Here is a 23,724-nt window from a genome sequence, read left to right as displayed (position 1 = left end):
CCACAGCTGCGCCAAGGGGACTTGCCGATGACCAACCCGCTGACCTTCAGCCTCGCCATGGCGCTTGCCGCCGCGATGCTGCCTGCCGCCGCCTTCGCCCAGACCGCCGCCGCGCCCGCCGCACAGAGCGAGGACGCGAGCCTCACCGCCTTTCTCGACGCCGAATTCGCCGTCTGGGTGAAGACCCAGCCGCAGCTGGCCACAAGGCTCGGGATCAAGCAGGGCGGCGACCGCTGGAACGACAATTCGGACGAGGCCGCCCGCGCCGAGGTCGAATGGCGCAAGGCCAGCGTCGCGCGGATGAAGGCGCAGTTCGACCGCGCCAAGCTCTCGCCTGCCGCGCAGGTCAATTACGACATCTGGGCGCTCGAGGCCGAGCGGGCCGAGATCGCGCTCGCTAACCGCATCTATCGCCCGCCGTTCTATTCGCGGCTCTATTCGGCGCACAGCCAGCTCCCCGATTTCCTGATCAACACCCACACCGTCGCCGACACCGCCGACCTCAGGAATTATATCGGCCGTCTGAATAGCATGCCCGCCGTATTGGCGGCCGCGCTCGAGCGGTCGCAGGCGAGCCAGAGGGCGGGGATCAACCCGCCGCGCTTCCAGTTCGAGACGATCATCGAAGGCAGCCGCAAGCTGACCTCGGGCGCGCCTTTTGGCGAGGGCCCGGACGCCGCGTTGTGGGCCGACATCAAGGCCAAGACGGCGGCGCTGGTCGCGGCCGGCACGCTGCCTCAGGCCGAGGCCGATGCGCTGCTCGCGGAGGCGAAGGCCGCGATCCTCGCGCTCCAGCCCGCTTACGCGGCAATCATCCAGTGGGCCGAGGCCAGCCTGCCGACCGCGCCCAGCGGCAAGGTCGGCGCGCTGACCCTGCCGGGGGGCCTCGAATATTACGAGCGCGAGTTGAAGCTCGTCACCACCACCGACATGACGGCAGCCGAGATCCATGCGACGGGCCTTGCCGAAGTCGCCCGGATCGAGGCCGAGCAGGATGCGCTGGCCCGCCAGGCCGGGTTTGCCGACCGCCACGCCTTCTATGCCGAGCGCAAGCGCCTCTACCCGCCGCGCCAGTATGACGATGCGGCGAGGAAGGAATATCTCGACACCGCCAATGCCTTCGTCGCCAAGACCCGCACGCTGCTGCCGGGCTGGTTCGGCGAGCTGCCCGCCTACGGGATCGAGGTGGTGCGCGAGCCCGCCTTCTCCGAAGTCGCGGGCGGCGCCGCCCACGCCTCGGCCCCGAGCCCCGACGGCAAGCGCCCCGCGAAGACCTATGTCCACCTCGTCGGCACCGTGCCCGATCCGGCGGCGATGTACACGCTGATGTGCCACGAGGCGATCCCGGGCCACAACATGCAGGGCGACATCCAGGTGCGCCAGCAAGGCGGGCCCAAGTTCCGCGCGGTCACCGGCTATGTCGCGTTCGGCGAGGGCTGGGGCCTCTATGCCGAGGCGGTGTGCAAGGAGATGGGCGCCTATCCCGACATCGCGGCGGACTTCATGCGCCTCGATGCCGAGTTGTTCCGCGCCGCGCGGCTGGTGGTCGACACCGGCATTCACGCGCTCGGCTGGACCGAGGACGAGGCGGTCACATACATGAACGAGACCGGCCGCCAGCCGATCGAACGCTCCCGATCCGAGGTGCGGCGCTACATCACCCTCCCCGGCCAGGCGACCGGCTACAAGATCGGGATGCTCAAGATCATGGAATTGCGCGCGCGGGCCGAGGCCAAGCTCGGCGCGAAGTTCGATGTGAAGGGCTTCCACGACCTCCTGATCGCCAGCGGATCGCAGCCGCTCTCGATCCTCGAGCGGCGGGTGGATGCATGGATCGCGGCGCGGGCGAAGGGGTGAGGAATAACGCTCGCGGCGGGGCGCCCGACAGGATTGCTCCGCGGCTGCGCCGCTCCGCCAGCTGCGCGCCTGCGGCGCTCCGCTTCCGAACGAGGTTCGCTCCGTCATGAAACGCCAAAGGCGCGGCCCTCCTTGCGGAAGGCCGCGCCTTTGGCGCACCCGACAGGATTCGAACCTGTGACCTCTGCCTTCGGAGGGCAGCGCTCTATCCAGCTGAGCTACGGGTGCATCGCCGTGCGCGGGCATTGTTGCGCGCGGGCGGCCGCTTAGCAAGAGGCGGGCGGCGGCGCCACACAATTGTGCGGTGCCCGGCCCTCCCTCCCGGGGGTAGACTCGGGAGGGGCTTTAACCAATCGGCAAGCATGCGCTCATAAGCTCTGGCCCATGGCAACGCTTCCGCCCGAGCCGATTCTCCCCGAGGCCTCCGCCCCCGTGCCGGCGCCCGAGGTGCTGGCCGAGGCGCTCGTCGCGCTGCACGGGCAGGCGGCGGCGCTCGCGCTGCTGGCGCGGCTTGCGCCCGAGCCGGTCGAAATCGGCGGCGAGCTTGGCACCATTATCACCCGCGCCGCGCCGTGGCAGCGCGCGCTGGTCGCCCGCACCGTGGCCGATTGCGCGGCGATGCTCGACACTGGCCTTGCCGCGCTCGGCACGCTCACGCGCCGCGGTCAGGACACCTCCGCCCCCGCGCTGGTGCTGTGGCGCGAATTCCACGCCGCGCGCACGGCGATGGTGAGCGTGCTCGAGGCCCCGGCGACCGAACCCGCTTGACCGCAGGCTTGACTGCGTTCCACTTTCGTTCCAACTCTGGGCCATGTCCGGCGCTCCGTCCCTCGCTCCTGATTCGCCGATCCTCACCGCGAGCGATGTCGCGCGGGGGATCGGCCGGCTGTTCGCGCGCAACGACATCTGGTGCCTGCCCGAGGTGCCGCTCAAGAACGGCCGCCGCGCCGACCTGATGGGGATCGATGCCAAGGGGTTGATCGTGATCGTCGAGATCAAGGTCGCGCGCGCCGATCTGCTCGGCGATGCCAAGTGGCCCGACTATCTCGATTTCTGCGACCGGTTCTATTGGGGCCTGCCCCCTGCGCTCGATCGCAGCCCGCTGGAGAGCGAGGCTTACCGGCCCGGCACCTGCGGCGTGATCGTCGCCGATGGCTATGATGCCGAGATCCTGCGCTCCGCCGCGCTGGAGCCGCTCGCCCCGGCGCGCCGCAAGGCGCAGGTCGAGCATCTCGCGCGGGCGGCGATGCGGCGGCACATGGCGCTGCTCGACCCGCTGGCGACCACGTTGGACGCGCACGGCTGAGTTAGGCCTGTCGCGGCCTGCGGATTTGCGGCATAGCTGCCCCGCCATGCTCCCCGCCGACACCCCCGTCCCGCTTGCGCTGCTGATCGTCAGTCTGGCGGTCACGCTGATCGTCGCGCTGCGTTACGTGCTGACGAGCGGGCTGTTCGCCTATGCGACGGCGAAGATGCGCCCCGGGCTCTACGCCGGCAAGCGCGCGCAGATCGGCCGCGAGGTGCGCTGGTCGCTGCTCTCGGCGGCGATCTACGGGACGCCCGCGGGGATCGTGCTGTGGGGCTGGAAGCACCACGGCTGGACGCTGATGACCGCCGACTGGGCGGTGCTGCCCCTGTGGTATCACCCGGTCTCGCTGCTTATCTATCTCTTCGTGCAGGACACCTGCTTCTACTGGAGCCACCGCTTCATGCACCGGCCCAAGTGGTTCCGGATCGCGCATGCGGTCCACCACGACAGCAAGCCGCCCACGGCATGGACCGCGATGAGCTTTCACCCGATCGAGGCGGTGACCGGCGCGGTGGTCGTGCCGGTCCTGGTGTTCCTGGTGCCGATCCATGTCGCCGTGCTCGGCCTCGTGCTGACCATCGCGACGGTGATGGGGGTCACCAATCACATGGGGTGGGAGATGTTCCCGCGCTGGCTCGTTCATTCGCCGCTAGGGAACTGGCTGATAACCGCCAGCCATCACGAGCGTCATCACGAGGAATACAGATGCAATTACGGGCTCTATTTCCGGCTTTGGGACCGGCTGTGCGGGACGGACAAGGGGCTCTCGAAGCGGATCGTCGCCGAGGCGGGGCACGCCGGAAGCGCGGCGGCATGAGGCGCGCGCTTGCTCTGGCAGGGCTGGCGGCGGGGCTGGCCGCGGCGGCTCCGGCGCAAGCGGGCGAGGTGGTGATCACCGTCACCGACGTGCGCTCGGCCAAGGGCGTGATCCGCGCCTGCATGACCACGCGCGCGGACATCTTCCCCAAATGCGTCAACGATCCCAATGCCTATCGTACCGTGGTGCCCGCGACCACGAAGGAAATCCGCTTCACCGGCGTGAAGCCCGGCGCCTACGGGATCGCGCTGCTGCATGACGAGAACAACAACGGCAAGGCCGACCGCGCGATGGGGATGATGCCCAAGGAGGGCTATGGCTTCTCGCGCGATGCGCCGGTGAAGATGGCGCCGCCCAAGTTCAAAGACGCGGTGATGCAGGTGGGCGAGGGCACGCAGCGCCTGACCATCAAGATGAGGTATTTTCTCTAGGTCGCGCTGACGCGCGACGCAGACCTCCCGCCCCGCCTCCCCACCCGGCCACCAATAGTACCACTATGTTATGGTGGGCGGGAGGTCTGCGCCACCGAAGGTGGCCGCAATCAAAGACCGCCTAGCCCTCGTAGGGCTCCAGCACGCAGCCGTATCCCTCGCGGTAGGTCGCGGTGGCGCTGGCGACCAGTGGGAAGCGCGCGGTGACGCTCTTCGTTTCGTTGTCCTCGACCAGCGTGACTGCTTCCATCCCGGCGAGCTTGTCCTTCGCGCAGTCCCCGAGCGGACGGCCCGCGACATAGCGGCACGAGCACGCCACCCGCGCCGAATAGGCCGCCGACACGCTGCCGTAGCCATTGATCTCGCTGCGGAAGGCGAAGGCCGCTGTGCCGAGGCCGGCGGCGATGATCGCGAGCAACCACAGGCCCCAACGCCGCCTTGTGCGAGGACGCGCTGCTGCGGGTGATTTCGCCATTGCCAAGCCTTCATGCTTCGGGGAATGAGGGCGCGATGACCCTCAGCGACGCCGTCCTTAACCGCGCCTTTCCGCTGGCGCCAGCCCTCCTGATGCTCGCTGGCTGCGGCGCGGCGCCGGCGGCCGAGGCTCCGCTGACCGAGGAGGCCAAGGCCGCCGTCACCAGGGATGCGGGCGCGCCGAAGGACCGGCTGGCGCGCGAGATCGACGACCTGTTCACCATGCCCGGCCTCGGAGAGACCCGCGCGGTGGTGCTTATGGCGAACGGCAAGCTCGCCGCCGAGCGCTATGGCCCGGGCTACAGCAAGGACACCCGCTTCATCAGCTGGTCGATGGCCAAGACCGTGACCGGCGTGCTGATCGGGATGCTGGTCTCCGACGGGCTGCTGGCGCTCGATTCGCCCGCCCCCGTCCCGCTGTGGCAGCGCCAGGGCGATCCGCGCGGCGAGATCACCCTGCGCCACCTGCTCCAGATGAGGAGCGGCCTCAGGCACACCGAGGCAGGCGATCCGCCTTACGAGTCCTCCGAGGTCAGGATGCTGTTCCTCGACGGGCGCGACGACATGGCCAAGTGGGCCGAGGAGCAGCCGCTCGAGGCCGAGCCGGGCAAGCGCTTCGAATATTCCTCGAACACCAGCGTCATCCTCGCCGATATCGCCGCGCGCGCGCTGACCAGCAGCGACAAGCCCGAGGCGCGGCGCAAGGCGGTAGCCGATTACCTGCACCAGCGGCTGTTCGGCCCGCTCGGCATGACCAGCATGGTGCCCGAGTTCGACGCCTCGGGCACGCTGATCGGCGGCTCGCTGATGCACGCCACCGCGCGCGACTGGGCGAAGTTCGGCGAGTTCCTGCGCCGCAAAGGCCGCGCGCCGGGCGGCGAACAGCTCGTCCCGCAACGCTGGGTCGAGGCGATGGTCACCCCCTCGCCGGCAGCTGCGCATTACGGCTTCCAGATCTGGCTCAACCGCCCCGTCCCCGGCCGCGCGCCCGAGGACCACCCGCTCTTCCCCGACCGCGCGCCTCACAGCATGTTCAGCCTGATCGGCCACATGGGCCAATATGTGCTGGTCTCGCCGAGCCAGCAGGTGACGCTGGTGCGCCTCGGCCATTCGGACACCGCGCAGCGCCCGCCGATGCTGCAACAGGCGGCCGATGTGCTGGAGCTCTATCCGGAGAGGTGACCTCTCAAGAGGAGAGGTCAGAGGTAGAACGCGCCCTCGACCACCGTCACGCAGGGCCCGCCGAGCCACGCGCGCTCACCATCGAGCCGGAGCGTCAGATCGCCGCCCCGCTGGCTCGCCTGATGCGCGCTGAAGCTCTCGCGACCCAGCTTCTTCGCCCAGAACGGGGTCAGCACCGCATGGGCCGAGCCGGTGACCGAATCCTCGTCCACCCCGCCGCCGGGCACGAAGACGCGGCTGACGATGTCGGTCTTGTCCCCGGGCGCGGTACAGATGAACTGGTCGGTGCCCAGCGCCCCGAGCCCGCGGATGTCGGGATCGAGCGCGCGGACCTCGGCCTCGTTCTCGAACAGGAAGATGTTGTAGCGCCCCTCGTTGCGCCACACCTCAAGCGGAGTCGCGCCGAGCAACGCGACCGCTTCGGGATAGTCACCCGGCGTCGTGTGGATCGCGGGGAGCGCCAGCTCGTAGCCCTCCCCCGCCTTCACAACTTCGAGAATGCCCGATTTGCGCGTGCGGAAGGTGATCCGCTCACCCCCGTCGCGCCCGAGGAGAATATGCCCGCTCGCCAGCGTCGCATGGCCGCACAGCGCGATTTCATAGGTGGGGGTGCACCAGCGCAGCTCCCAATCGGCCTCTCCGGTCGTATCGCGCACCACGAAGGCGGTTTCGGCGAAGAGGTTCTCACCGCCGATCTGCACGAGGGTCTCATCGGGCAGCCACTCCTCGAGCACCATCACCGCCGCCTGATTCCCGCCGAAGGGGGCCGCAGCGAAGGCATCGACGTGCCAGTAGGGGATTTTCTGGGGCATTTGCGAAGGTTCCTCAGGGGTAGAGCAGCGTGTCCGACCACGACGCGTCGGGAGCGGAGCGGGTGAATTCGCGGCGATCATGCAGCCGGTTGTCGCGATCAATCCAGAATTCGATTCTTTGCGGGGACAAAGTGAAACCTGTCCAGTGCGGCGGGCGGGGCACCTTGCCGGTCGCCTCGTGCTCGGCCCAGATTTCCTGCACGCGGTCGATATAGGTCTGGCGCTCGGGCAAGGGGCGCGACTGGTCGCTCGCCGCGCTGCCGACCTGGCTCTTGTAGGGGCGCGAATGGAAATAGGCGTCGGCGCGCTCGGGGCTCACCTCGGTCAGCGGGCCCTCGATCCGGATCTGGCGGCGCAGGCTCTTCCAGTGGAACAGCAGCGCGGCCTGCATGTTGGCGCGGATCTCGCCCCCCTTCCGGCTTTCGGCATTGGTGAAGAAGGTGAAGCCGCCCCCGGCGATCTCCCCTTTGCCGTGCCCCTTCAGCAGCACCATCCGCACCGAAGGCGCGCCGCCCGGGGTGGCGGTGGCGAGCGCCATCGCGTTGGGATCGTTGAGCTCCCCCACCTGCGCAGCGGCGAACCATTCCTCGAACAGCACGAAGGGATCGGAGCCGGCAGGCAGCACGCTGTCGGCCAGCTGGGCATCGTCGAGCGGAACGGGATCGGACATCGGCAAAGGCTCCTCGGATTGGCTGCGGCGATAGCGACGCACATACGCCCCGAAAAGTGACAATCCGCGCCGCAGCGCATTGCTTGTCGATGCAGTCGTCTGGCGCTAGGGTTGCTAAATGGAGATTTTCTATATCGTTTTCGGCCTTGGCCTCTTCCTGGCTGGGCTGGGCTATTGCGGATGGAAGGTCTGGCAGATGGGACGGCGGGGCTGGAAGGATCAGGTTTGGATCTGGTCGGGCGCCAATCGCGCGGCGCGCTTCATCCTGTTCATCCTTGGCGCGCAGATCGTGGTCCGGTGGGTGTGGCGCGGGTGGAGCGAGGAAGTGCTGTTCTATCTCATCTTCACGTTCATCCTCGTCCCCATCCCCTACGCCGCCTACATCATCGGGCGGCTGCTCGGCATGCGGGATCGCGCGAAGAACGGCATCCGTCTGTCCTGAAACAGCGCGCTCGCGGGACAAGCACCCGGCGCAAGCTTGCGCCGGCGCGCTGTCTCACCTAGCTAACTCACCATGCGCGATCTTTACGCCACGCTCGGAATACCCCGCACGGCCTCCGAGGCCGACATCAAGAGCGCCTATCGCAAGCTCGCCAAGGAGCTGCACCCCGATCGCAACAAGGACAACCCCAAGGCCTCCGAGAAGTTCTCGGAGGTGACGCGCGCCTATGACCTGCTGTCGGACAAGGCCAAGCGCGCGCAATATGATCGCGGCGAGATCGATGCCGATGGCAATCCCGCCAACCCCTTCGCCGGAATGGGCGCCCGCGGCGGTTTCGGGCCGGGCTATGGCCGGGGCGGCACTTACGGCGCCGGTCCCCGCGGTGCCCCGGGCGGCGGCGATTTCGGCGGGTTCGGGGCCGATGACGTCGATCTCAGCGACCTGTTCGAAGGCCTTTTCGGCGGGCGCAAGCCGCAGCCGGGCCCGGCGCCGCGCCGCGGATTCGGCCGCCAACCCCCGCCCCCGCCGCCCAAGCGCGGCCCCGACATCCATTACCGGCTCGCGGTGCCCTTCGTCGATGCCGCCGCCGGCCGCGACCAGCGCATCACGCTCGCCGATGGCAAGGCAATCAATCTGAAGCTCCCGGCAGGCGTCGAGGACGGCACGATGATGCGCCTCAAGGACAAGGGCCACCCGGGTACCGGCGGCAATGGCGACGGGCTGGTGATGATCGAGATCGGCAGCCACCCCTTCTTCCGCCGCGAGGGCGACAATATCCGCATGGACCTGCCGATCACCCTCGACGAGGCCGTGCGCGGCGCCAAGGTCAAATGCCCGACGGTCGACGGCGCGGTGATGCTGACGATCAAGCCGGGGAGCAGCAGTGGTACGGTGTTGCGCCTCGCCGGCAAGGGCTGGAGCCGAAAGAACGGCGCCGTGACCGATGGCAAGCCGGAACGCGGCGACCAGCTGGTGACGCTCGAAATCCAGCTGCCTGCCGATCTTGCGGCGCTGGAACAACGGCTCGAAGGCTGGGTAGACCCCGCCCGCCCGCGCCAGAAATTCGGATTGTAGCGCAGGGCCTCAAGGAGCCCGAGATGCCCGCCAACGCCCGCACACGCCCGGACATGGGCCCGGAAGAACCCGAAGTCCGCTCGCATTCCCCCGAGGCCCGCAAGCGGCGCGCGCGCGGAGATGGGGCGGAGGAAGGCAAGGGCATCGCCGCCGGCCTGCGCCGCCAGCTCGGCCCCGGCACCCGCATCTTCGAGGTCGCCGGACGGGTGCTTGCGGGAACCTACAACGAAGGTTTCATCCACGCCGGGAACCTCGCCTACCTGTCGATGGTGGCGATCTTCCCGTTCTTCATCCTCGGCGCAGGGCTGTTCGAGCTGATCGGCGGGCGCGAGAGTTCCGAGGGGATGATCGCGGCGATCGGCCTCGCGCTGCCGCCCACGGTCGCCGAGGTGATCGCGCCGGTCGCGGCCGATGTGATGGCGGCGCGATCGGGCTGGCTGCTGGTGCTGGGCGCGGGCGTGGCGCTGTGGACGGTCTCGAGCCTGATCGAGACGATCCGCGACATCCTGCGCCGCGCCTACGGCACCAAGGCGCGGCTCGCCTTCTGGCGCTATCGGCTGCTGTCGGCAGGCCTGATCCTCGGGGCGGTGCTGGTGCTGATGATCTCGCTCTTCTCGCAGGTCGTGATCGGCGCGGTGCAGCAGGTGATCGACGCGCGCCTGCCGCAGCTGGGCGAGCTGATCGCGTGGCTGCGCCTGTCGCGAATCGTGCCCGCGCTGGGCCTCGGCGGATCGCTGTGGGTGCTGTTCCTGACCCTCACCCCCCGCTCCTATCGCGGCAAGGCCTTTCCCAAGTGGCCCGGCGCGCTGTTCACCACGCTGTGGTGGCTGGGCGTGACGACCGCGCTGCCGATCGTGCTGCGCGGGGTGTTCACCTATGATCTCACCTATGGCAGCCTTGCCGGAACGATGGTGACGCTGTTCTTTTTCTGGCTCGTCGGCCTCGGCCTCGTTATCGGCGCACAATTGAACGCAGCGCTGGCCGAACCCGAAAAGCTGGCAAGCGAGGAGACGACAGGATGAATGCAACGACGGGGGCCGGCCTGATGCAGGGCAAGCGCGGGCTGATCATGGGGCTCGCCAACGACAAGTCGCTTGCGTGGGGCATCGCCAGGAAGCTGGCCGAACAGGGCGCCGAGCTCGCCTTCTCCTACCAGGGCGAGGCCCTCGCCAAGCGGGTCATCCCGCTCGCCGCCGAGCTCGGCAGCGATTTCACCTTCGAATGCGACGTGTCGAAGATGGAATCACTCGATGCCGCCTTCGCCACGCTTAAGCAGCGCTGGGAAACGATCGACTTCGTCGTCCACGCGATCGGCTTTTCCGACAAGAACGAACTGCGCGGGCACTTTGTCGACACCAGCCTCGACAACTTCCTGCTGACGATGAACGTCTCGGTCTATTCGCTGGTCGCGATCGCCCAGCGCGCGGCGGCGATGATGCCCGAAAGCGGGGGCGCGATCCTGACGCTCAGCTATTACGGCGCCGAGAAGGTCGTGCCGCATTACAACGTCATGGGCGTCGCCAAGGCCGCGCTGGAGACGAGCGTGAAGTATCTCGCCAACGACCTCGGCCCCCGCGGCATCCGCGTCAACGCGATCAGCGCCGGGCCGATCAAGACCCTCGCGGCGAGCGGGATCGGCGACTTCCGCTACATCCTCAAGTGGAACGAATACAATTCGCCGCTGCGCCGCAATGTCACGATCGAGGATGTCGGCGGGGCCGGACTCTATCTCCTGTCGGACCTCGCCTCGGGCGTGACGGGGGAGACCCACCATGTCGATGCGGGCTACCACATCGTCGGCATGAAGCAGGAAGACGCGCCCGATATCGCGCTTTCGTAACACACCGGCCGCAAAGGGCACTTCCATGCGCACCGTTCTCGTCACCGGCACCGCCGGGTTCATCGGCTTTCACCTGTCGCAATTGCTGCTCGAGGAAGGCTTCCGCGTCGTCGGCTATGACGGCATGACCGATTACTACGATGTGCGGATCAAGCAGCGGCGCCACCAGATGCTGCTGCAGCACCCGCATTTCAGCTGCACCGAGGGGATGCTCGAGGATCTCGACACCCTGCGCGCGCTGGCGCTGGCCGAAAAGCCCGACGTGATCGTCCACCTCGCCGCGCAGGCAGGGGTGCGCTACAGCCTCGAGAACCCGCGCGCCTATGTCGATGCGAACCTGATCGGCACCTTCAACGTGATGGAGTGCGCGCGCGAACTGGGCGTCGATCACCTGCTGATGGCGTCGACCTCATCGGTCTACGGCGCGAATACCGAGATGCCTTTCGATGAAGGGCAGAAGGTCGATACCCCGCTCACCTTCTACGCCGCGACCAAGAAGGCGAACGAGGCGATGGCGCATTCCTACGCGCACCTGTGGACCCTGCCGACGACGATGTTCCGCTTCTTTACGGTCTACGGGCCGTGGGGGCGGCCCGACATGGCGCTGTTCAAGTTCACCAAAGGCGTCCTCGAAGGCACCCCGATCGACATCTACAACAATGGCGAGATGTACCGCGATTTCACCTACGTCACCGATCTGGTGCGCGGCATCCGCCTGCTGATCGACGCCGCCCCGGTGCGGCCCGAGAGCCCGGAGGACATCGCGCCGGGCGACAACCTCTCGCCCGTCGCGCCGTTCCGGGTGGTCAATATCGGCAATGGCGACAAGGTCCGGCTGATGGACTTTATCGAGGCGATCGAAGCGGAATGCGGGCGCGCGGCGGTGAAGAACTTCATGCCGATGCAGACCGGCGACGTCCCCGCAACCTGGGCCGATGCCTCGTTGCTCAAGAGCCTGACGGGCTACGCGCCGCAAACCCCGTTCCGCGAGGGCGTGGCGCGCTTCGTGGCGTGGTACCGGGACTATTACCGCGTCTGACGCGCCGCGATTCCCCCTCCTCCCGGGGAGGCGGGCGACGGTGAGAGTTGCGAAGCAGGGCTCGGCCTGACGGCCTCGGCGTGGCCGCTGGCGGGGAGACCCCACCCCCCAACCCCTCCCCACGGGGAGGGGTGCGTAAGGCAGAACTACTTCGGCGGAACAGGCGGCGGGGTCTGCCCCTCGCCGGGAAGCTCGCCCTGCCGCTCCTTCTCGAGCCGCTGCATGTATTCGCGCTCGATCATCTCGACGCGCTCCTGCTCGGCGGCGGCTTGGGCGTCGATGGTGGAGAGGCGTTCCTGGCGGGCCTGTTCGATCAGCAGACCGAAGCGGACGGCGTCGGCTTCCGACTTGTCCTTGTAGGCGGCTTCGATGAATTTCTGGTTGCAGCCGGTGAACCCGCCCGCACCCGCCGGCGAGCAGCTCATGGTGCCGAAATCGCCGACATACTTGATCTCGTCGACCTGCCGCGCGCGCGAGCGGTTGGCGGGATCGTCGGAGTAGCGCAGGTTGGAGGGGATGCGGTAGCGCTCCTCCTCGACCAGGATCTCGCACACCACCACCTCGCCGGGCTGGGCGACGGGGCATTCGTCCTTGCTGTAAGCGATCACCATGTTGATCTTCTCGTCCGCGCTCTGGGCAGCGGCGGGGCTCGCGGCGGCGACGAAAGCGAGGGCGGCGAGCGAGACGGCGGGGGCGAGCAGGCGCTTCATGGTGCAGGTGTCCTCTGTGTCGCGCGAAGGCGAGGCACCAGCCATGCCCCCGGGCGGGAGGGTTTGTCTAGGCCTGAGGGGCTGAACCGCCCGTGAAGATGGCACGAAGCGGCAAACGCAGACAAAAGCGGCGAGCATCGAGCCCCCTCCCCCGGCCCCTCCCGCAAGGGGAGGGAGGCGTGGGCGCAGCTTTATGCGCCAAACTTCGGCCAAGCCGAAAAGCGCTGGATCGGCCCACAGGGCCGCAAGGCCGACTGGCCGCCCGCAGGTGCCCGGCACGGAGCGAAGCGCAGTGGAGGAACAGCGCCGAGGACGAGGGCGCGGAGGCGCCCTCGCACACAAAAACTCCTAAACCCTCTCGCTGATCCGGATCGCGATCCGGCACCCCAGCCGGATCGCGCCCGCGAGCAGCGGATAGGCCGGCGCACGCTCGGCGCCGTTGGCGAGCGCCGAATCCCGGTGCTCGCGCTCTTCCTCGCGGAATTCGGCGATCATTGCGGCAAGCTCGGGGTCCGCGCCCGAGGCTTCGAGCGCGTCGAGCTGGTCGGAATAGTGCTTGTCGATCTCGGTCTCGACCGCGGCGGTGCAGGCCATCGCCGCCTCGGGCCCGAGCAGCGCCGTGCCCGCGCCCAGCGCATAGCCCGCCGCAGACCAGAACGGGTGGAGTGCGGTCGGCCGCACGCCGCGCTTCGCCAGCAGCGCGTCGAACTTCTTGCGGTGCTCGGCCTCCTGCGCGGCCATGTGGCGGATCTCGGCCGAATGCGGCCCGCGATCGCCCATCACGGCAAGCTGGCCTTCATAGATGCGGGTCGCGCCGAATTCCCCGGCCTGGTCGACGCGGATCATGCGATGAAGGTCTTTGCGGTCCATGGTCGGCTCCTTTCGCGCCTTTTTGTCGCATCGCCGAGCAGCCGAAAACCGGTTCCCACTTTTCGGCGCGATGCTGGCCTTACTTCCGATACGCAGCCAGCGCCACCACGGCTGCACCGCCGGCCATCGAGAAGAGGAAATTGAAGCCCGCAAGGCTGATGCCCCACAGCTCCCATTGCGGGATGTCGCAGGCCACGACGTGCGAGGAGAAATCGAGCGCGGCGCTGGCGGGGCCGGTGGCGGTGCAGTTGGTGATCCCCTCCCACCAGCCATACTCGACGCCCGCATGGAAGCCGCCGATCAGCCCCGAGGCGATGATCGCGAGGCCCGCGAGCACGACCAGCACCCGCCCCGGCCTCACCGCGAAGGCCGCCAGGCCGAGCGCCACGGCGGCGAAATGCGGATAGCGCTGCCACCAGCACATCTCGCAAGGGAACAGGCCGAAGCCGTACTGCGACACATAGGCCCCGCCGAGCAGCGCAGCCGGAACCAGCACGGCAAGCGCGCGGGCCTTGCCCAAGTTGTCCATCGTGAGGCCCCTAGGGTTTCGCGGCGCGCTGGGTGCCGGGGCGCAGCGCGACGGTGCTCTTGGTGGTACGGCGCAGGGTGTCAGCGGCGTAGTTCAGCTGGAAGTCCTTGATCCCCTTCGCCTCGAGCTCGGCAGCGGTGAGCTGGAAGCGCGGATCCGAGATCTTGTCGCCCTCCATCTCCTCGTCCTTGAGGCCGATCTCGTTGATGAGGTGCCCGCGCAGATCGCTCTCGCGGGTCTGGTACTTCTGGCGCAGCACGAAATCGGGGTCGGAGATCTGCGGCACGGCGATGTCGGGCTTGATCCCGCCCTCCTGCACCGAGCGGCCCGCGGGGGTGTAGTAGCGCGCGGTGGTGAGCTTCAGCGCGGCGTCCTTGCCGAGCGGCAGCAGCGACTGGACCGAGCCCTTGCCGAAGCTGCGCTCGCCCATGATCAGCGCGCGACGGTGATCTTGCAAGGCGCCCGCGACGATTTCCGAGGCCGAGGCCGATCCGGCGTTGATCAGCACGATCATCGGCACGCCTTCGGCCATGTCGCCGCGGTAGACGGTCTCGGCATCGTAGAGCATCGTCTCGCCCCGCGCGCGGCCGCGCTGGCTGACGATGCGCCCGTCAGTGAGGAACAGGTCCGAGAGCGCGACCGATTCGTCGAGGCTCCCGCCGGGGTTGTTGCGCAGGTCGAGCACCAGCCCGGCGATGCGCCCGCCCGGGGCCTTCTTCCTGAGCGCCTGCCACTCGCTGAACACATCCGCGCCGACATTGGCGGAGAATTCGTTGACGGTGATGAGCGCGATATTGCCGCTCAGCAGCTCGGAAGTGACCGGCTCGAGCTCGATCACGCCGCGGGTGACGCTCACTTCCAGCGGCTCCTCGCGGCCTTCGCGGAAGATCGTCAGCTTGATCGAGGTGCCCTTGGGCCCGCGCATCTGCGCGACGGCGTCATCGAGCTTGGTGTCGACGATCAGACGGCCATCGATATGCGTGATGAAATCGCCTGCCTTGATGCCCGCCGCTTCGGCCGGGCTGCCGCGGAACGGCGAGACGACCTTCACCGCCCCGTCCTGCATCACCACCGACAGGCCGAGGCCCTGGTACTGCCCGTCGATCATCGTCTCCAGCCGCTGGAGATCGCCGCCGTCGAGATAGGCCGAGTGCGGATCGAGCGCGGCGAGCATCCCGTCGATCGCGCCGCGGATCAGCGTCTCGTCGTCGACCGGCTCGACATAGCTCGCCTTCACCCGCTGGAAGACCGCGAAGAGCTTGGCGAATTCGGGTGCGGCGCGGCCATCGACCTGCGCCATGGTGGCGGTGGTGGCGGGGATCAGCGCGATCGAGGTGACCAGCGCGGCGCTGCGCAGGAGGGCGGCGATGTTCATGAGGCGTGCGGGGCTCCTTTGTCACATGAATGTATAGGTTTGCCGGGATGAACGCCAGATAACTCATCGCCGCATGCCGGGGTGTGCCAGCCGGGGGCAATGCGCGCGCAGGTCCTTTCCGGCGGCGCGCGCTTATCGCAGATATTGCAAGGGGTTGACCGGCTTGCCGCCCTGCCGCAGCTCGATCGTCACCGGGCTCTGCCCCCCGGTCGCGCGGCCCAGCGGCGATCCGCCGATGACGTTGTCGCCGACCGCCACGTCGACCTTTTCGAGCCCGGTGACGAGGCTGGTCCAGCCGCCTGCGTGCTCGATGATGACGATTCGCCCGAAGCCGCGATAGGCCCCCGCAAAGGCGACCCGCCCGCGCGCCGGGGCGACGACCTGGGCCTGGGCCGCAGGAGCGAGGGTGACGCCGGTCGAGGCAAGGCCGCTCGCGCGTTTCGCCCCGAAGCCCACCAGCGTGCGGCCCTGCACGGGGAGCTGGAACGCGGGTGGCGGCGCGGCGGTGCCCGGTGCTGGTGGGGGTGCGGGCGCGGGTTCGGAGGGGAGCGCGGCGGAAAGGTCCGCCGGGCGCAGCACCGGGCCGGGGAGCGCGGCGAGTGCATCGCGCAGCGCCGCCACCTCGCCGAGCTTGCCGACAAGGCCATCGAGATCGCGCGCCTCCTCGGCCAGTGCCAGCGCCCGCTCGGCCTCACGCAGCGCGGCCCCGCGCGCGGTGCGCGAGGCGAGGCGCTGCTGCTGTTCGAGCGCGGCGAGCTGCGAGCGGCGCTGAAGCAGCGTGCCCTCCGCACTGCGCGAGGCTTCGAGCGCGGCACGCGCCTGCGCCTCCAACGCACGGCCCCGGTCGAGATCGGCGCGCAAGCTTGCGGTGCGCGCGCGGATCTGCGGCACCGCGCTTGCCATGACCGCGCGGACGTGGACGACATCTTTCAATGAGCCGGGTTGCAGCGCGGCGAGCGCCAGCGGGCGGCGCGCGGCGGTCTGGAGCGCGGCGGCAAGGCGCGCGGTGGGAGCCTGCTTGGCGGCGAGCTTTGCGGTCAGGCGGGCGCGCTGGTCCCTGGCGATGGCGAGGCGCGCGCGGGCGGCTTCGATGTCGGCCTCGGCCTGCTGGATGCGCGCGGCGAGCGCGGCGGCTTCGCTGGCCGTGCGCTGGGCCGCCTCGGTCGCGGCCTCGGCCTCGGCGGTGAGCTTTTGCGCGCGGGCGTCGGCCTGCTTGCCCTCACGGGTCGCGCGGGCAAGCGCGGCTTCCGCCTCGGCCGGGTCGACCAGCGCTGTGGCAGGTGCGGCGGCGGTATCAGGGAGAGCGAGCGCCAGCGCGGCTCCGGTGCCGATCACGGCGAGGACGGGAAGGATCAGGCGGCGCATCGCGCTCTCATGCCCGATGATAGGGATGGCCTGCAAGGATGGTGGTGGCGCGGTAGAGCTGCTCCATCAGCATCGCGCGGGCCATCATGTGCGGCCAGGTCGCCGGCCCGAAGGCGAGGAGGAGGTCGGCCACAGCGCGCTCGGCATCTGAATGCCCGTCGGCCGCGCCGATCATGAAGCGGGTCTCGCGCACGCCCTCGTCGCGCCACTTGCCGAGCAGCTGGGCGAAGCTTTCCGAGGACATCGCCTTGCCGCGCTCGTCGAGCAGCACGGTGCGGTGGGGTGTGAGCGGGTCAGCGGCTTTCCCTGCGCCGGTATCGGGCCATTCGGTGAGTTTCACCGGCCAGGTCAGGCGCTTGGCGTAGCGATCGACCAGCTCGCCCTCCGGCGACCGGCCGATTTTCCCGCGCGCGATGATGTGGAGAAGCATTTTCGTTTCGCCTCAAGCGCCGGCGCGCGCGTCCGCGCGCTTGGCTATCCTCGCTCACGCGACCTGAAGGTCGCATCGCTGCGGGCGGCCGTTCGGCCTTGCGGCTTGCTCCGCAAGCCGAACCAGCGCTCAAGCGGAACGTTCAGGCTCGTCCGAAGGGACGAGCGCAAAACCCTCAATTCCGACCCATCATCGACGTTTCGGAACCCTCGAAGCTCCACATCCGCTCCAGATTGTAGAAGCTGCGCACTTCGGGGCGGAACAGGTGGATGACCACGTCGCCCGCGTCGATCAGCACCCAGTCGGCAGCCGGCAGGCCTTCGACCCGCGCATGGCCGTAGCCGGCGTTCTTGATCGTCTCGGCGAGCTTCTGCGCCATCGACGCGACCTGCCGGGTCGAGCGCCCGCTCGCGATCACCATGTGATCGGCGATCGAGCTCTTGCCCTCGAGCGGGATCGAGACGACGTCCTGCGCCTGATCGTCGTCAAGCTGCGTCAGCACCAGCTGGTGCAGGGCGGCGGGGCCCACCTCAGGCTTGCCCAGCGATTGGGCGAGCTTGGCGGCGACCTGGGTGGCTCCCAGCGGAAGCGATGCGACAAATGCCTCGGTCATCGGCAATCGGGTATCTCCAAAGTGCGGGGCGATGGAAGCGGGCATGACGCAGACCGGCCGCGGAATGAGCCGAAACGCTGGATGCGCGCTTCATGCGTCCTCCCATGACCGGATGCTGCGGAATGTCAGCCGATCGCGCACCGGAGCGTCTTGATCCTTGCCCAGCAACTGCTCGGCCCACCCGGCATGAGCACGGCGAATTGCCGTGGCCGAGCGGTGGTCAGGATCGAAACGCAATAACACCAGGGCCGGTGCGCTCCATTGCCCCCTTGTGCGGAAACCGGCGGCGGGCACGATGTAGCGCCGCAGCCAGGCCATGGCGGGGCTCGTCATGGCGGCTGCATCATACCCCGGACGCGCGATCACCGCAATCGGCATTGTCCGCGCGATCCGCCGCCAGCCCTTCCAAAGGTGGAATTGCGCAAGATTGTCGGCCCCCATCAGCCACACAAAGCGCCGCTTGGGATAGCGCTGCACGAGCTTCCTCAGCGTGTCGACGGTATAGCGCGTGTCGAGATCGAGCTCGATCGCCGAAGGCACGATCCGCGCGCGCCGCGCCTGCCTTTCGGTCGAGCGCAGGCGGGCCTTCAACGAGCCCATGTCGTCCTGCGGTTTCAAGGGGTTGCCGGGCGAGACCAGCCACCAGGTCTCCTCCAGTCCGAGCGCTTCCTGCGCGAACAGGGTGATGCGCCGGTGCCCGCCATGCGCGGGATTGAAGCTGCCGCCGAGCAGCCCGGTCAGTGTGGGTCGGGACATGGGCGTTAGGGGCGGGTCTGCCCGCTCCCGCGCACCTGCCACTTGTAGGTCGTGAGCCCCTCGAGCGCGACGGGGCCCCGCGCGTGGAGCCGCCCGGTGGCGATCCCGATCTCCGCACCCATTCCGAATTCGCCCCCGTCGGCAAATTGGGTGGAGGCATTGTGCATCACGATGGCGCTGTCGACTTCATTGAGGAAGCGCTCCGCGACCGCCGCGTCGGCGGTCACTATCGCGTCGGTGTGGTCCGAGGAATGGCGCGCGATATGCGCCAGCGCCGCGTCAAGCCCGTCGACCACTGCGACCGAGAGGATGGCATCGAGATATTCGGTGTCCCAGTCCTCGCTGCTGGCCGGGATGACACGCGGATCGAGCGCGGCGGTGCGGGGGTCGCCGCGCACTTCGCAGCCCGCATCGATCAGCGCGGCGACCAGCGCGGCGCTTTCGGGGAAGGCGGCGTCGATCAGCAGCGTCTCCATCGATCCGCAGATGCCGGTGCGCCGCAGCTTGGCGTTCAGCGCAATGGCCTCGGCCATGGCCGGGTCGGCGGCGGCGTGGATGTAGGTGTGACATAGCCCGTCGAGATGGGCGAGCACGGGCACGCGCGCATCGCCCTGCACGCGCTCGACCAGGCTCCTGCCGCCGCGCGGGACGATCATGTCGATGAGGCCGGACGCGGTCAGCATCGCGCCCACACAGGCGCGGTCCTGCGAGGGGATGAACTGCACCGCCTCTGCCGGCACCCCGCCCGCCACCAGCCCCTCCACCATTGCGGCGTGGATCGCGCGGTTGGAATGCACCGCCTCGCTACCCCCGCGCAGGATCGCCGCATTGCCCACGCGCACGCAAAGGGCGGCGGCATCGGCGGTGACGTTGGGGCGGCTCTCGTAGATGATCCCGATGACCCCGATCGGCACACGGATACGCTGGAACTTCAATCCGTTGGGCCGCTCGGAGGAATCGATAACCTGCCCCACCGGATCGGGCAGATCGGCAACCGCCGCGACCGCATCGGCGACCCCGGCGAGCCGCGCTTCGTCGAGCATCAGCCGGTCGAGCATCGCGCCGGAAAGCCCGCGCGCCTTGCCCGCGGCAAGGTCCTTCGCGTTGGCCGCCAGCACATGCGGCGCAGCGGCACGCAGGGCCCCGGCCGCAAGGCGCAGCGCCGCAGCACGCGCGGTGCTCGGCATCGCGGCGAGCTGGCGCTGGGCCGCGCGGGCATCCTGCGCCAGCGCGGTCACCAGCGCGGCGGGATCGGCGGCCTCGGCAGAGGGCAGGACGGCGGTCATCTTGGTCATGCACCCGCCTCTAGCACCCCGCGGCCCACCTGTCAGGCCTGCCCGAAAAGAGGTCGATTCGCGGCTGCTCCCGCGCGGATTCGCCCCGACCGGAAGGCCGGTCATCGGAACGTCACGAAAACGCTGATCGATTCGCCGCGATTCCGCATCGACTCACCTAGGAGTGCGATTTGGGATTCGACCATAGGTGTTCCCCCTGTTAGCGACGCCGCCCGGGGCACAACATAAAAGACTGGGGCCGCGTTTTGTCACTCAAAGATACCGCACATGCGTGGGGCGAACGGCTGCGGCAATGGTTCCCCGACCGCGAGTTCTTCATGCGCGCCGACGGACAGGTGCGCTTCATCAAGCTCTCCTCGCAGCTCCAGATGCGCGTCGCCGGCGGCGTGGTGACGGTCGCGGTCCTGTGGCTCGTCGCGCTCGCGGTGATGGCCTGGGGCCAGTACCGCGCCGAGGCCGATCTTGCCTCCTTCGTGGAAGAAAAGGCCCGCGTCGCGCAGGCGGGAGAGCGGATCAAGGAATATGGCGGCAATCTCGACAAGGTGGTCGATGATCTGAAGGAACGGCAGGACTTCCTCGACGAGATGGCCCGCATGCTGCCCGAGGACATGGTAAGGGAAGGCGCGGCCAGCGGGACCGTCTCCGATTCGACCCGTGAAGCCAGCGAGACCGTGAAGAAGGTCAGCGCGCTGATCCCGCAGGCGAAGGGCCTCGCCGAGATCGAGGCGCGCCAGCTCGCCTTCGCCGAGCGCCTCACCCGCTTCGCCGATGCCCGCGCGCGCCGCGCCGAGGCCGCGATGCGCAAGCTCAATCTCGATCCCAAGGCCATGACCCGCGAGACGCAGCAGGCGATGGGTGGTCCCTTCGAAGCACTGCTCGGCGGCGGCGGCGAGGAGATCGACCCGCGCTTTGAGCGCCTTGGTCTCAGTCTGGCGCGTATGGCGGTGCTCGAGCGTGCGCTCGACGGCATCCCGCAGGTCGTCCCCGCGAGCGTCGAGAGCATCACCTCGGGCTTCGGCTACCGGCGCGACCCCTTCAACGGCAGCGCGGCGATGCACGCCGGGATCGACTTCAAGGGCCCGATGGGATCGCCCGTTTTCGCCGCCGCCGATGGCCGCGTGACCTTCGTCGGGCAGAAGTCCGGCTATGGCAACGTGGTCGAGATCACCCACGGCAACGGAATGTTGACGCGTTACGCGCACCTTTCGCGCTTCGACGTGAAGGTCGGTCAACAGGTCGCCGCGGGCACGACCATCGCCGGGCTCGGATCGACCGGGCGCTCGACTGGTCCGCACCTGCATTTCGAAGTCCGCATCAATGACCGCGCGATCAATCCGCGCCCGTTTCTGGAGGCCGCCCCCGATGTTCTCAAGGAAGTCCGCGCAGCCGGATCCGGCACCCCTGCCCGTCGCCCCGCCGGCGCGGCCCGTTAACAGGAGCAGCACCATGGCCTCTGGCTCGACCTTTTCGGTGATTGGCGCGGATGTGATCATCACCGGCAACATCAAGGCTTCGGCCGATCTGCATATCGACGGCTCGATCCTCGGCGACATCACCTGCGCGAGCCTCGTGCAGGGCGAGAAGAGCACGATCAACGGCGTCGTCACCGCCGAAACCGCGCGGCTGGCGGGCAAGGTGACCGGCTCGATCACCGCCAAGGAACTGGTCATCCTCAAGACCGCCCGGATCGAGGGCGACGTCCATTACGACGCGCTGACCATCGAGCAGGGCGCCGAGGTGGACGGGCGCTTCGCTCCCAACGCGCGCGCAGCGGCAGCGGCAGCGCCGGTGCTGGAAATGAAGGCCGAAGCGGCCGAATAAGCGCTGTTGGTCCCCCTCCCGCTTGCCCCCGGCTCAGGGGCCGGGGCGGGTAACGGGGAGAAGGTCAGAGCACCTCGGCGCGCAGGGTCTTGCGGTCGAGCTTGCCGATCATCGTCTTGGGCAGGCTTTCGCGCACCACCACCATGTCGACCCGCTCGTGCTTGCCGATCCGGGCGTTGAGCCAGCTCGCCAGCTCCTCGCCGGTCGCGGCGGTGCCGTCCTGCAAGGTCACATAGGCGCGCGGCACCTCGCCGCGGTATTCCTCGGGAACGCCGATCACCAGCGCCTCCTTGACCGCAGGGTGCTCGAGGATCACGTCCTCGACCACGCTCGGGAAGACCTTGAACCCGCCCACTGCGATCATGTCCTTGATGCGATCGACAATCTCGAGGAAGCCCTCGGCATCGATCCGCGCGACATCGCCGGTGCGCAAATAGCGCTTGCCGTCGATGGTGACGAAGCTGTCGGCGTCGGTCTCCGGGCGGTTCCAGTAACCGCGCATCACCTGCGGGCCGTGGACCGCAAGCTCTCCGGGCTCGCCTTCGGGGGCGAGTTTCGTGGGGTCTTCCTTGTCGAGCAGCACCACCTCGGTCCCCGGCACCAGCTGGCCGATGGTGCCGCGCTTGCGGGTGCCGTCATAGGGATTGGCCGAGACCACGCCCGAGCTTTCGGTGAGGCCATAGCCCTCGCAGATGCGCACGCCCGTCACCGCCTCGAACCGCTCGTGAACCGGCCCCGGCATGGGTGCGCCGCCCGAAATGCAGACCTTGAGGCTGCTGAGGTCGGTCTTGGCGAGATCGGGATGGTCGAGCATCGCCTGGAACATGGTCGGCACGCCCGGAAAGCCGGTGCAGCGATACTGCTGGATCGTTGCGAGCACCTGTTTCGTCTCGAACCGCGGCACCATCGCGATCGAGGCGCCCGTCACCATCGCGTGATTGAGCAGCGCGGTGTTGGCGAAGACGTGGAAGAAGGGCAGCGCGCCCATGAAGCACTCGGCCGTGGGGTTGCCGAAGGGGTTCAGCGCGGCGACCTGCTGCGCGTTTACCGAGAGCTGGTCATGCCCCAGCATCGCCCCCTTGGGCCGCCCGGTGGTGCCGCCCGTATATTGCAGCAGGGCGAGGTCGGCGGGGGTGACCTCGACCGGCGCGGGCTGGCCGGCCGGGATCATCTCCACCCAGCTCTTGATCGTCGGACCATGCGCGACGTCGGCGATCTGCTTGCGCTTCAGCAATTGCAGCGCGAGGCCCTTGTACCACGGCAGCTGGTCGGCGAGACTGCCGACGACCAGCGTCTCGAGCGCCGAACCTTCCAGCACCTTCGCAGCGGTCTTGTAGAGTTCGGGCACATCGAGCGTCACCAGCACCCGGGTGCCGCTGTCACCCACCTGCCAGCTCAATTCCTCGACCGAATAGAGCGGCGAGAAGTTCACCACCACCGCGCCCGCCATCATCGCGCCATAGTAGGCCGCGGCGTAGATCGGGACGTTGGGCAGGAACAGGCCGACGCGGTCGCCCTTGGCAATCCCGATCGCCTGGAGCCCGAGCGCGAAGGCTTTGGCCTCCTTGTGGATCTGGGCGTAACTGTAGGTCCGCCCGAGGAAATGCAGGAACGGCGCCTGCGGGTTCATCGCCACCGTCCGCTCGAGCAGCGCAGGCAGGCTCGCGGGCGCGAACTTCGTCTCGAGCGGAGTTGGGTGGTGGTAGGCGGCGGGCGCGGGGGCGATACTGACAGTCATGTCAGTAATTCTGACGCACAATCGCTTGGCGCACAAGCGAAAGTGGCGGGGACCTCTGCCGCAAATGGCAAATCCCCGTCACCCCGCCGGTGAAAGAGGGCCCAAGTCAAACGTGAGTGGGGCAGAGCAACTTCGGCCCGCCAACGGACGGGCCGCGAGCGCACGCGCGCGAGCCGCAGGTGCCCGGACCCCGGGCTTGACCCGGGGGGAGGAACAGCACCGAGGACGTGCCCGCGGAGGCGGGCACGCAAACAAGGAAAGCCAAGCCCCGTGTC

Annotated in this window: 26 protein-coding genes and 1 tRNA gene; 13 read left to right on the top strand and 14 right to left on the bottom strand. The window is 68.5% G+C overall.

The window, feature by feature from the left end; translation table 11 throughout:
- Positions 1–27: 27 nt before the first annotated feature.
- Positions 28–1,857: a DUF885 family protein gene (locus AX708_RS17510; protein ID WP_066528709.1), complete on the top strand. Its 1,830-nt coding sequence runs from the start codon at positions 28–30 to the stop codon at positions 1,855–1,857.
- 151 nt (positions 1,858–2,008) lie between these two features.
- Here AX708_RS17510 and AX708_RS17505 read toward each other — a convergent pair.
- Positions 2,009–2,085, bottom strand: a tRNA-Arg gene (locus AX708_RS17505).
- Between the two features lie 156 nt (positions 2,086–2,241).
- Between AX708_RS17505 and AX708_RS17500 the strand changes: the two genes are divergently transcribed.
- From AX708_RS17500 to AX708_RS17485, 4 genes are read left to right on the top strand one after another with little or no spacing between them, the layout of a single operon-like run.
- The gene (locus AX708_RS17500) at positions 2,242–2,625 is read left to right on the top strand and encodes a hypothetical protein (protein ID WP_066528706.1); all 384 of its coding nucleotides are present in this window, start codon (positions 2,242–2,244) and stop codon (positions 2,623–2,625) included.
- 43 nt (positions 2,626–2,668) lie between these two features.
- Entirely contained in the window at positions 2,669–3,163 is a 495-nt protein-coding gene (locus AX708_RS17495; RefSeq protein ID WP_066528704.1) for an MmcB family DNA repair protein, read from the top strand.
- Positions 3,164–3,209: 46 nt separating this feature from the next.
- The gene (locus AX708_RS17490; protein WP_066528701.1) at positions 3,210–3,983 is read left to right on the top strand and encodes a sterol desaturase family protein; all 774 of its coding nucleotides are present in this window, start codon (positions 3,210–3,212) and stop codon (positions 3,981–3,983) included.
- The gene (locus AX708_RS17485) at positions 3,980–4,414 is read left to right on the top strand and encodes a DUF2141 domain-containing protein (RefSeq protein WP_066528700.1); all 435 of its coding nucleotides are present in this window, start codon (positions 3,980–3,982) and stop codon (positions 4,412–4,414) included. The genes AX708_RS17490 and AX708_RS17485 overlap by 4 nt, the downstream gene beginning before the upstream one ends.
- A gap of 121 nt (positions 4,415–4,535) precedes the next feature.
- Here AX708_RS17485 and AX708_RS17480 read toward each other — a convergent pair whose 3' ends face one another.
- Complete coding sequence (locus AX708_RS17480) at positions 4,536–4,832, bottom strand: hypothetical protein (protein ID WP_197426003.1); 297 nt, start codon at positions 4,830–4,832, stop codon at positions 4,536–4,538.
- 92 nt (positions 4,833–4,924) lie between these two features.
- On the opposite strand from AX708_RS17480, the gene AX708_RS17475 reads away from it, so the two are divergent.
- On the top strand, positions 4,925–6,070 hold the full coding sequence (locus tag AX708_RS17475) for a serine hydrolase (protein ID WP_066528090.1): 1,146 nt from the start codon (positions 4,925–4,927) through the stop codon (positions 6,068–6,070).
- A 17-nt stretch (positions 6,071–6,087) separates the two neighbouring features.
- Here the strand turns inward: AX708_RS17475 and AX708_RS17470 are convergent, their stop codons facing one another.
- Positions 6,088–6,882: a PhzF family phenazine biosynthesis protein gene (locus AX708_RS17470; RefSeq protein WP_066528088.1), complete on the bottom strand. Its 795-nt coding sequence runs from the start codon at positions 6,880–6,882 to the stop codon at positions 6,088–6,090.
- Positions 6,883–6,895: 13 nt separating this feature from the next.
- Complete coding sequence (pdxH, locus tag AX708_RS17465; RefSeq protein ID WP_066528085.1) at positions 6,896–7,552, bottom strand: pyridoxamine 5'-phosphate oxidase; 657 nt, start codon at positions 7,550–7,552, stop codon at positions 6,896–6,898.
- Positions 7,553–7,670: 118 nt separating this feature from the next.
- Here pdxH and AX708_RS17460 point away from each other — a divergent pair, with 118 nt between their 5' ends.
- The 5 genes from AX708_RS17460 to AX708_RS17440 all read left to right on the top strand — a co-directional run bounded on the left by AX708_RS17460 (position 7,671) and on the right by AX708_RS17440 (position 11,947).
- Positions 7,671–7,994 carry a hypothetical protein gene (locus tag AX708_RS17460; RefSeq protein WP_066528083.1) on the top strand — a complete coding sequence of 108 codons (324 nt, stop codon included), beginning with the start codon at positions 7,671–7,673 and terminating at the stop codon, positions 7,992–7,994.
- 72 nt (positions 7,995–8,066) lie between these two features.
- On the top strand, positions 8,067–9,068 hold the full coding sequence (locus AX708_RS17455; RefSeq protein WP_066528078.1) for a DnaJ C-terminal domain-containing protein: 1,002 nt from the start codon (positions 8,067–8,069) through the stop codon (positions 9,066–9,068).
- Between the two features lie 23 nt (positions 9,069–9,091).
- Positions 9,092–10,090, top strand: coding sequence for a YihY/virulence factor BrkB family protein (locus AX708_RS17450; RefSeq protein WP_197426002.1), 999 nt, complete (start codon positions 9,092–9,094; stop codon positions 10,088–10,090).
- Positions 10,087–10,908 (top strand): enoyl-ACP reductase FabI, encoded by an 822-nt coding sequence (fabI, locus tag AX708_RS17445; RefSeq protein ID WP_066528076.1) that lies wholly within the window; start codon positions 10,087–10,089, stop codon positions 10,906–10,908. Before AX708_RS17450 ends, fabI begins: the two co-directional genes overlap by 4 nt.
- Before the next feature lie 25 nt (positions 10,909–10,933).
- On the top strand, positions 10,934–11,947 hold the full coding sequence (locus tag AX708_RS17440; RefSeq protein ID WP_066528075.1) for an NAD-dependent epimerase/dehydratase family protein: 1,014 nt from the start codon (positions 10,934–10,936) through the stop codon (positions 11,945–11,947).
- A 146-nt stretch (positions 11,948–12,093) separates the two neighbouring features.
- On the opposite strand, the gene AX708_RS17435 is transcribed toward AX708_RS17440, so the two are convergent.
- The 9 genes from AX708_RS17435 to AX708_RS17395 form a co-directional block, all read right to left on the bottom strand.
- On the bottom strand, positions 12,094–12,657 hold the full coding sequence (locus tag AX708_RS17435; protein WP_066528071.1) for a hypothetical protein: 564 nt from the start codon (positions 12,655–12,657) through the stop codon (positions 12,094–12,096).
- A 348-nt stretch (positions 12,658–13,005) separates the two neighbouring features.
- Complete coding sequence (locus AX708_RS17430) at positions 13,006–13,527, bottom strand: demethoxyubiquinone hydroxylase family protein (RefSeq protein WP_066528068.1); 522 nt, start codon at positions 13,525–13,527, stop codon at positions 13,006–13,008.
- Between the two features lie 79 nt (positions 13,528–13,606).
- Positions 13,607–14,056 (bottom strand): disulfide bond formation protein B, encoded by a 450-nt coding sequence (locus tag AX708_RS17425; protein ID WP_066528065.1) that lies wholly within the window; start codon positions 14,054–14,056, stop codon positions 13,607–13,609.
- A gap of 10 nt (positions 14,057–14,066) precedes the next feature.
- Positions 14,067–15,431, bottom strand: coding sequence for a S41 family peptidase (locus tag AX708_RS17420; protein ID WP_066528063.1), 1,365 nt, complete (start codon positions 15,429–15,431; stop codon positions 14,067–14,069).
- A gap of 132 nt (positions 15,432–15,563) precedes the next feature.
- The gene (locus tag AX708_RS17415; protein WP_066528061.1) at positions 15,564–16,796 is read right to left on the bottom strand and encodes a murein hydrolase activator EnvC; all 1,233 of its coding nucleotides are present in this window, start codon (positions 16,794–16,796) and stop codon (positions 15,564–15,566) included.
- A gap of 7 nt (positions 16,797–16,803) precedes the next feature.
- Positions 16,804–17,226, bottom strand: a complete 423-nt coding sequence (locus AX708_RS17410; protein WP_066528059.1) for a 23S rRNA (pseudouridine(1915)-N(3))-methyltransferase RlmH — start codon at positions 17,224–17,226, stop codon at positions 16,804–16,806.
- A 175-nt stretch (positions 17,227–17,401) separates the two neighbouring features.
- Complete coding sequence (rsfS, locus tag AX708_RS17405) at positions 17,402–17,839, bottom strand: ribosome silencing factor (RefSeq protein ID WP_197426001.1); 438 nt, start codon at positions 17,837–17,839, stop codon at positions 17,402–17,404.
- 90 nt (positions 17,840–17,929) lie between these two features.
- Entirely contained in the window at positions 17,930–18,595 is a 666-nt protein-coding gene (locus AX708_RS17400) for a nicotinate-nucleotide adenylyltransferase (protein WP_066528057.1), read from the bottom strand.
- Between the two features lie 5 nt (positions 18,596–18,600).
- Entirely contained in the window at positions 18,601–19,890 is a 1,290-nt protein-coding gene (locus AX708_RS17395; protein ID WP_066528055.1) for a glutamate-5-semialdehyde dehydrogenase, read from the bottom strand.
- 317 nt (positions 19,891–20,207) lie between these two features.
- On the opposite strand from AX708_RS17395, the gene AX708_RS17390 reads away from it, so the two are divergent.
- Both AX708_RS17390 and AX708_RS17385 read left to right on the top strand, forming a co-directional pair.
- Entirely contained in the window at positions 20,208–21,323 is a 1,116-nt protein-coding gene (locus tag AX708_RS17390) for a M23 family metallopeptidase (RefSeq protein WP_156443339.1), read from the top strand.
- Positions 21,324–21,336: 13 nt separating this feature from the next.
- Entirely contained in the window at positions 21,337–21,711 is a 375-nt protein-coding gene (locus AX708_RS17385) for a polymer-forming cytoskeletal protein (RefSeq protein ID WP_066528050.1), read from the top strand.
- A gap of 64 nt (positions 21,712–21,775) precedes the next feature.
- Here AX708_RS17385 and AX708_RS17380 read toward each other — a convergent pair whose 3' ends face one another.
- A complete protein-coding gene (locus AX708_RS17380) occupies positions 21,776–23,449 on the bottom strand; it encodes an AMP-binding protein (protein ID WP_066528048.1) in 1,674 nt (557 codons plus the stop codon).
- Between the last annotated feature and the right edge of the window lie 275 nt (positions 23,450–23,724).

The organism is Erythrobacter sp. CCH5-A1, assembly GCF_001557115.1.
Lineage (GTDB): Bacteria > Pseudomonadota > Alphaproteobacteria > Sphingomonadales > Sphingomonadaceae > Erythrobacter.
This window is presented reverse-complemented; position numbering and strand designations above follow the sequence as displayed.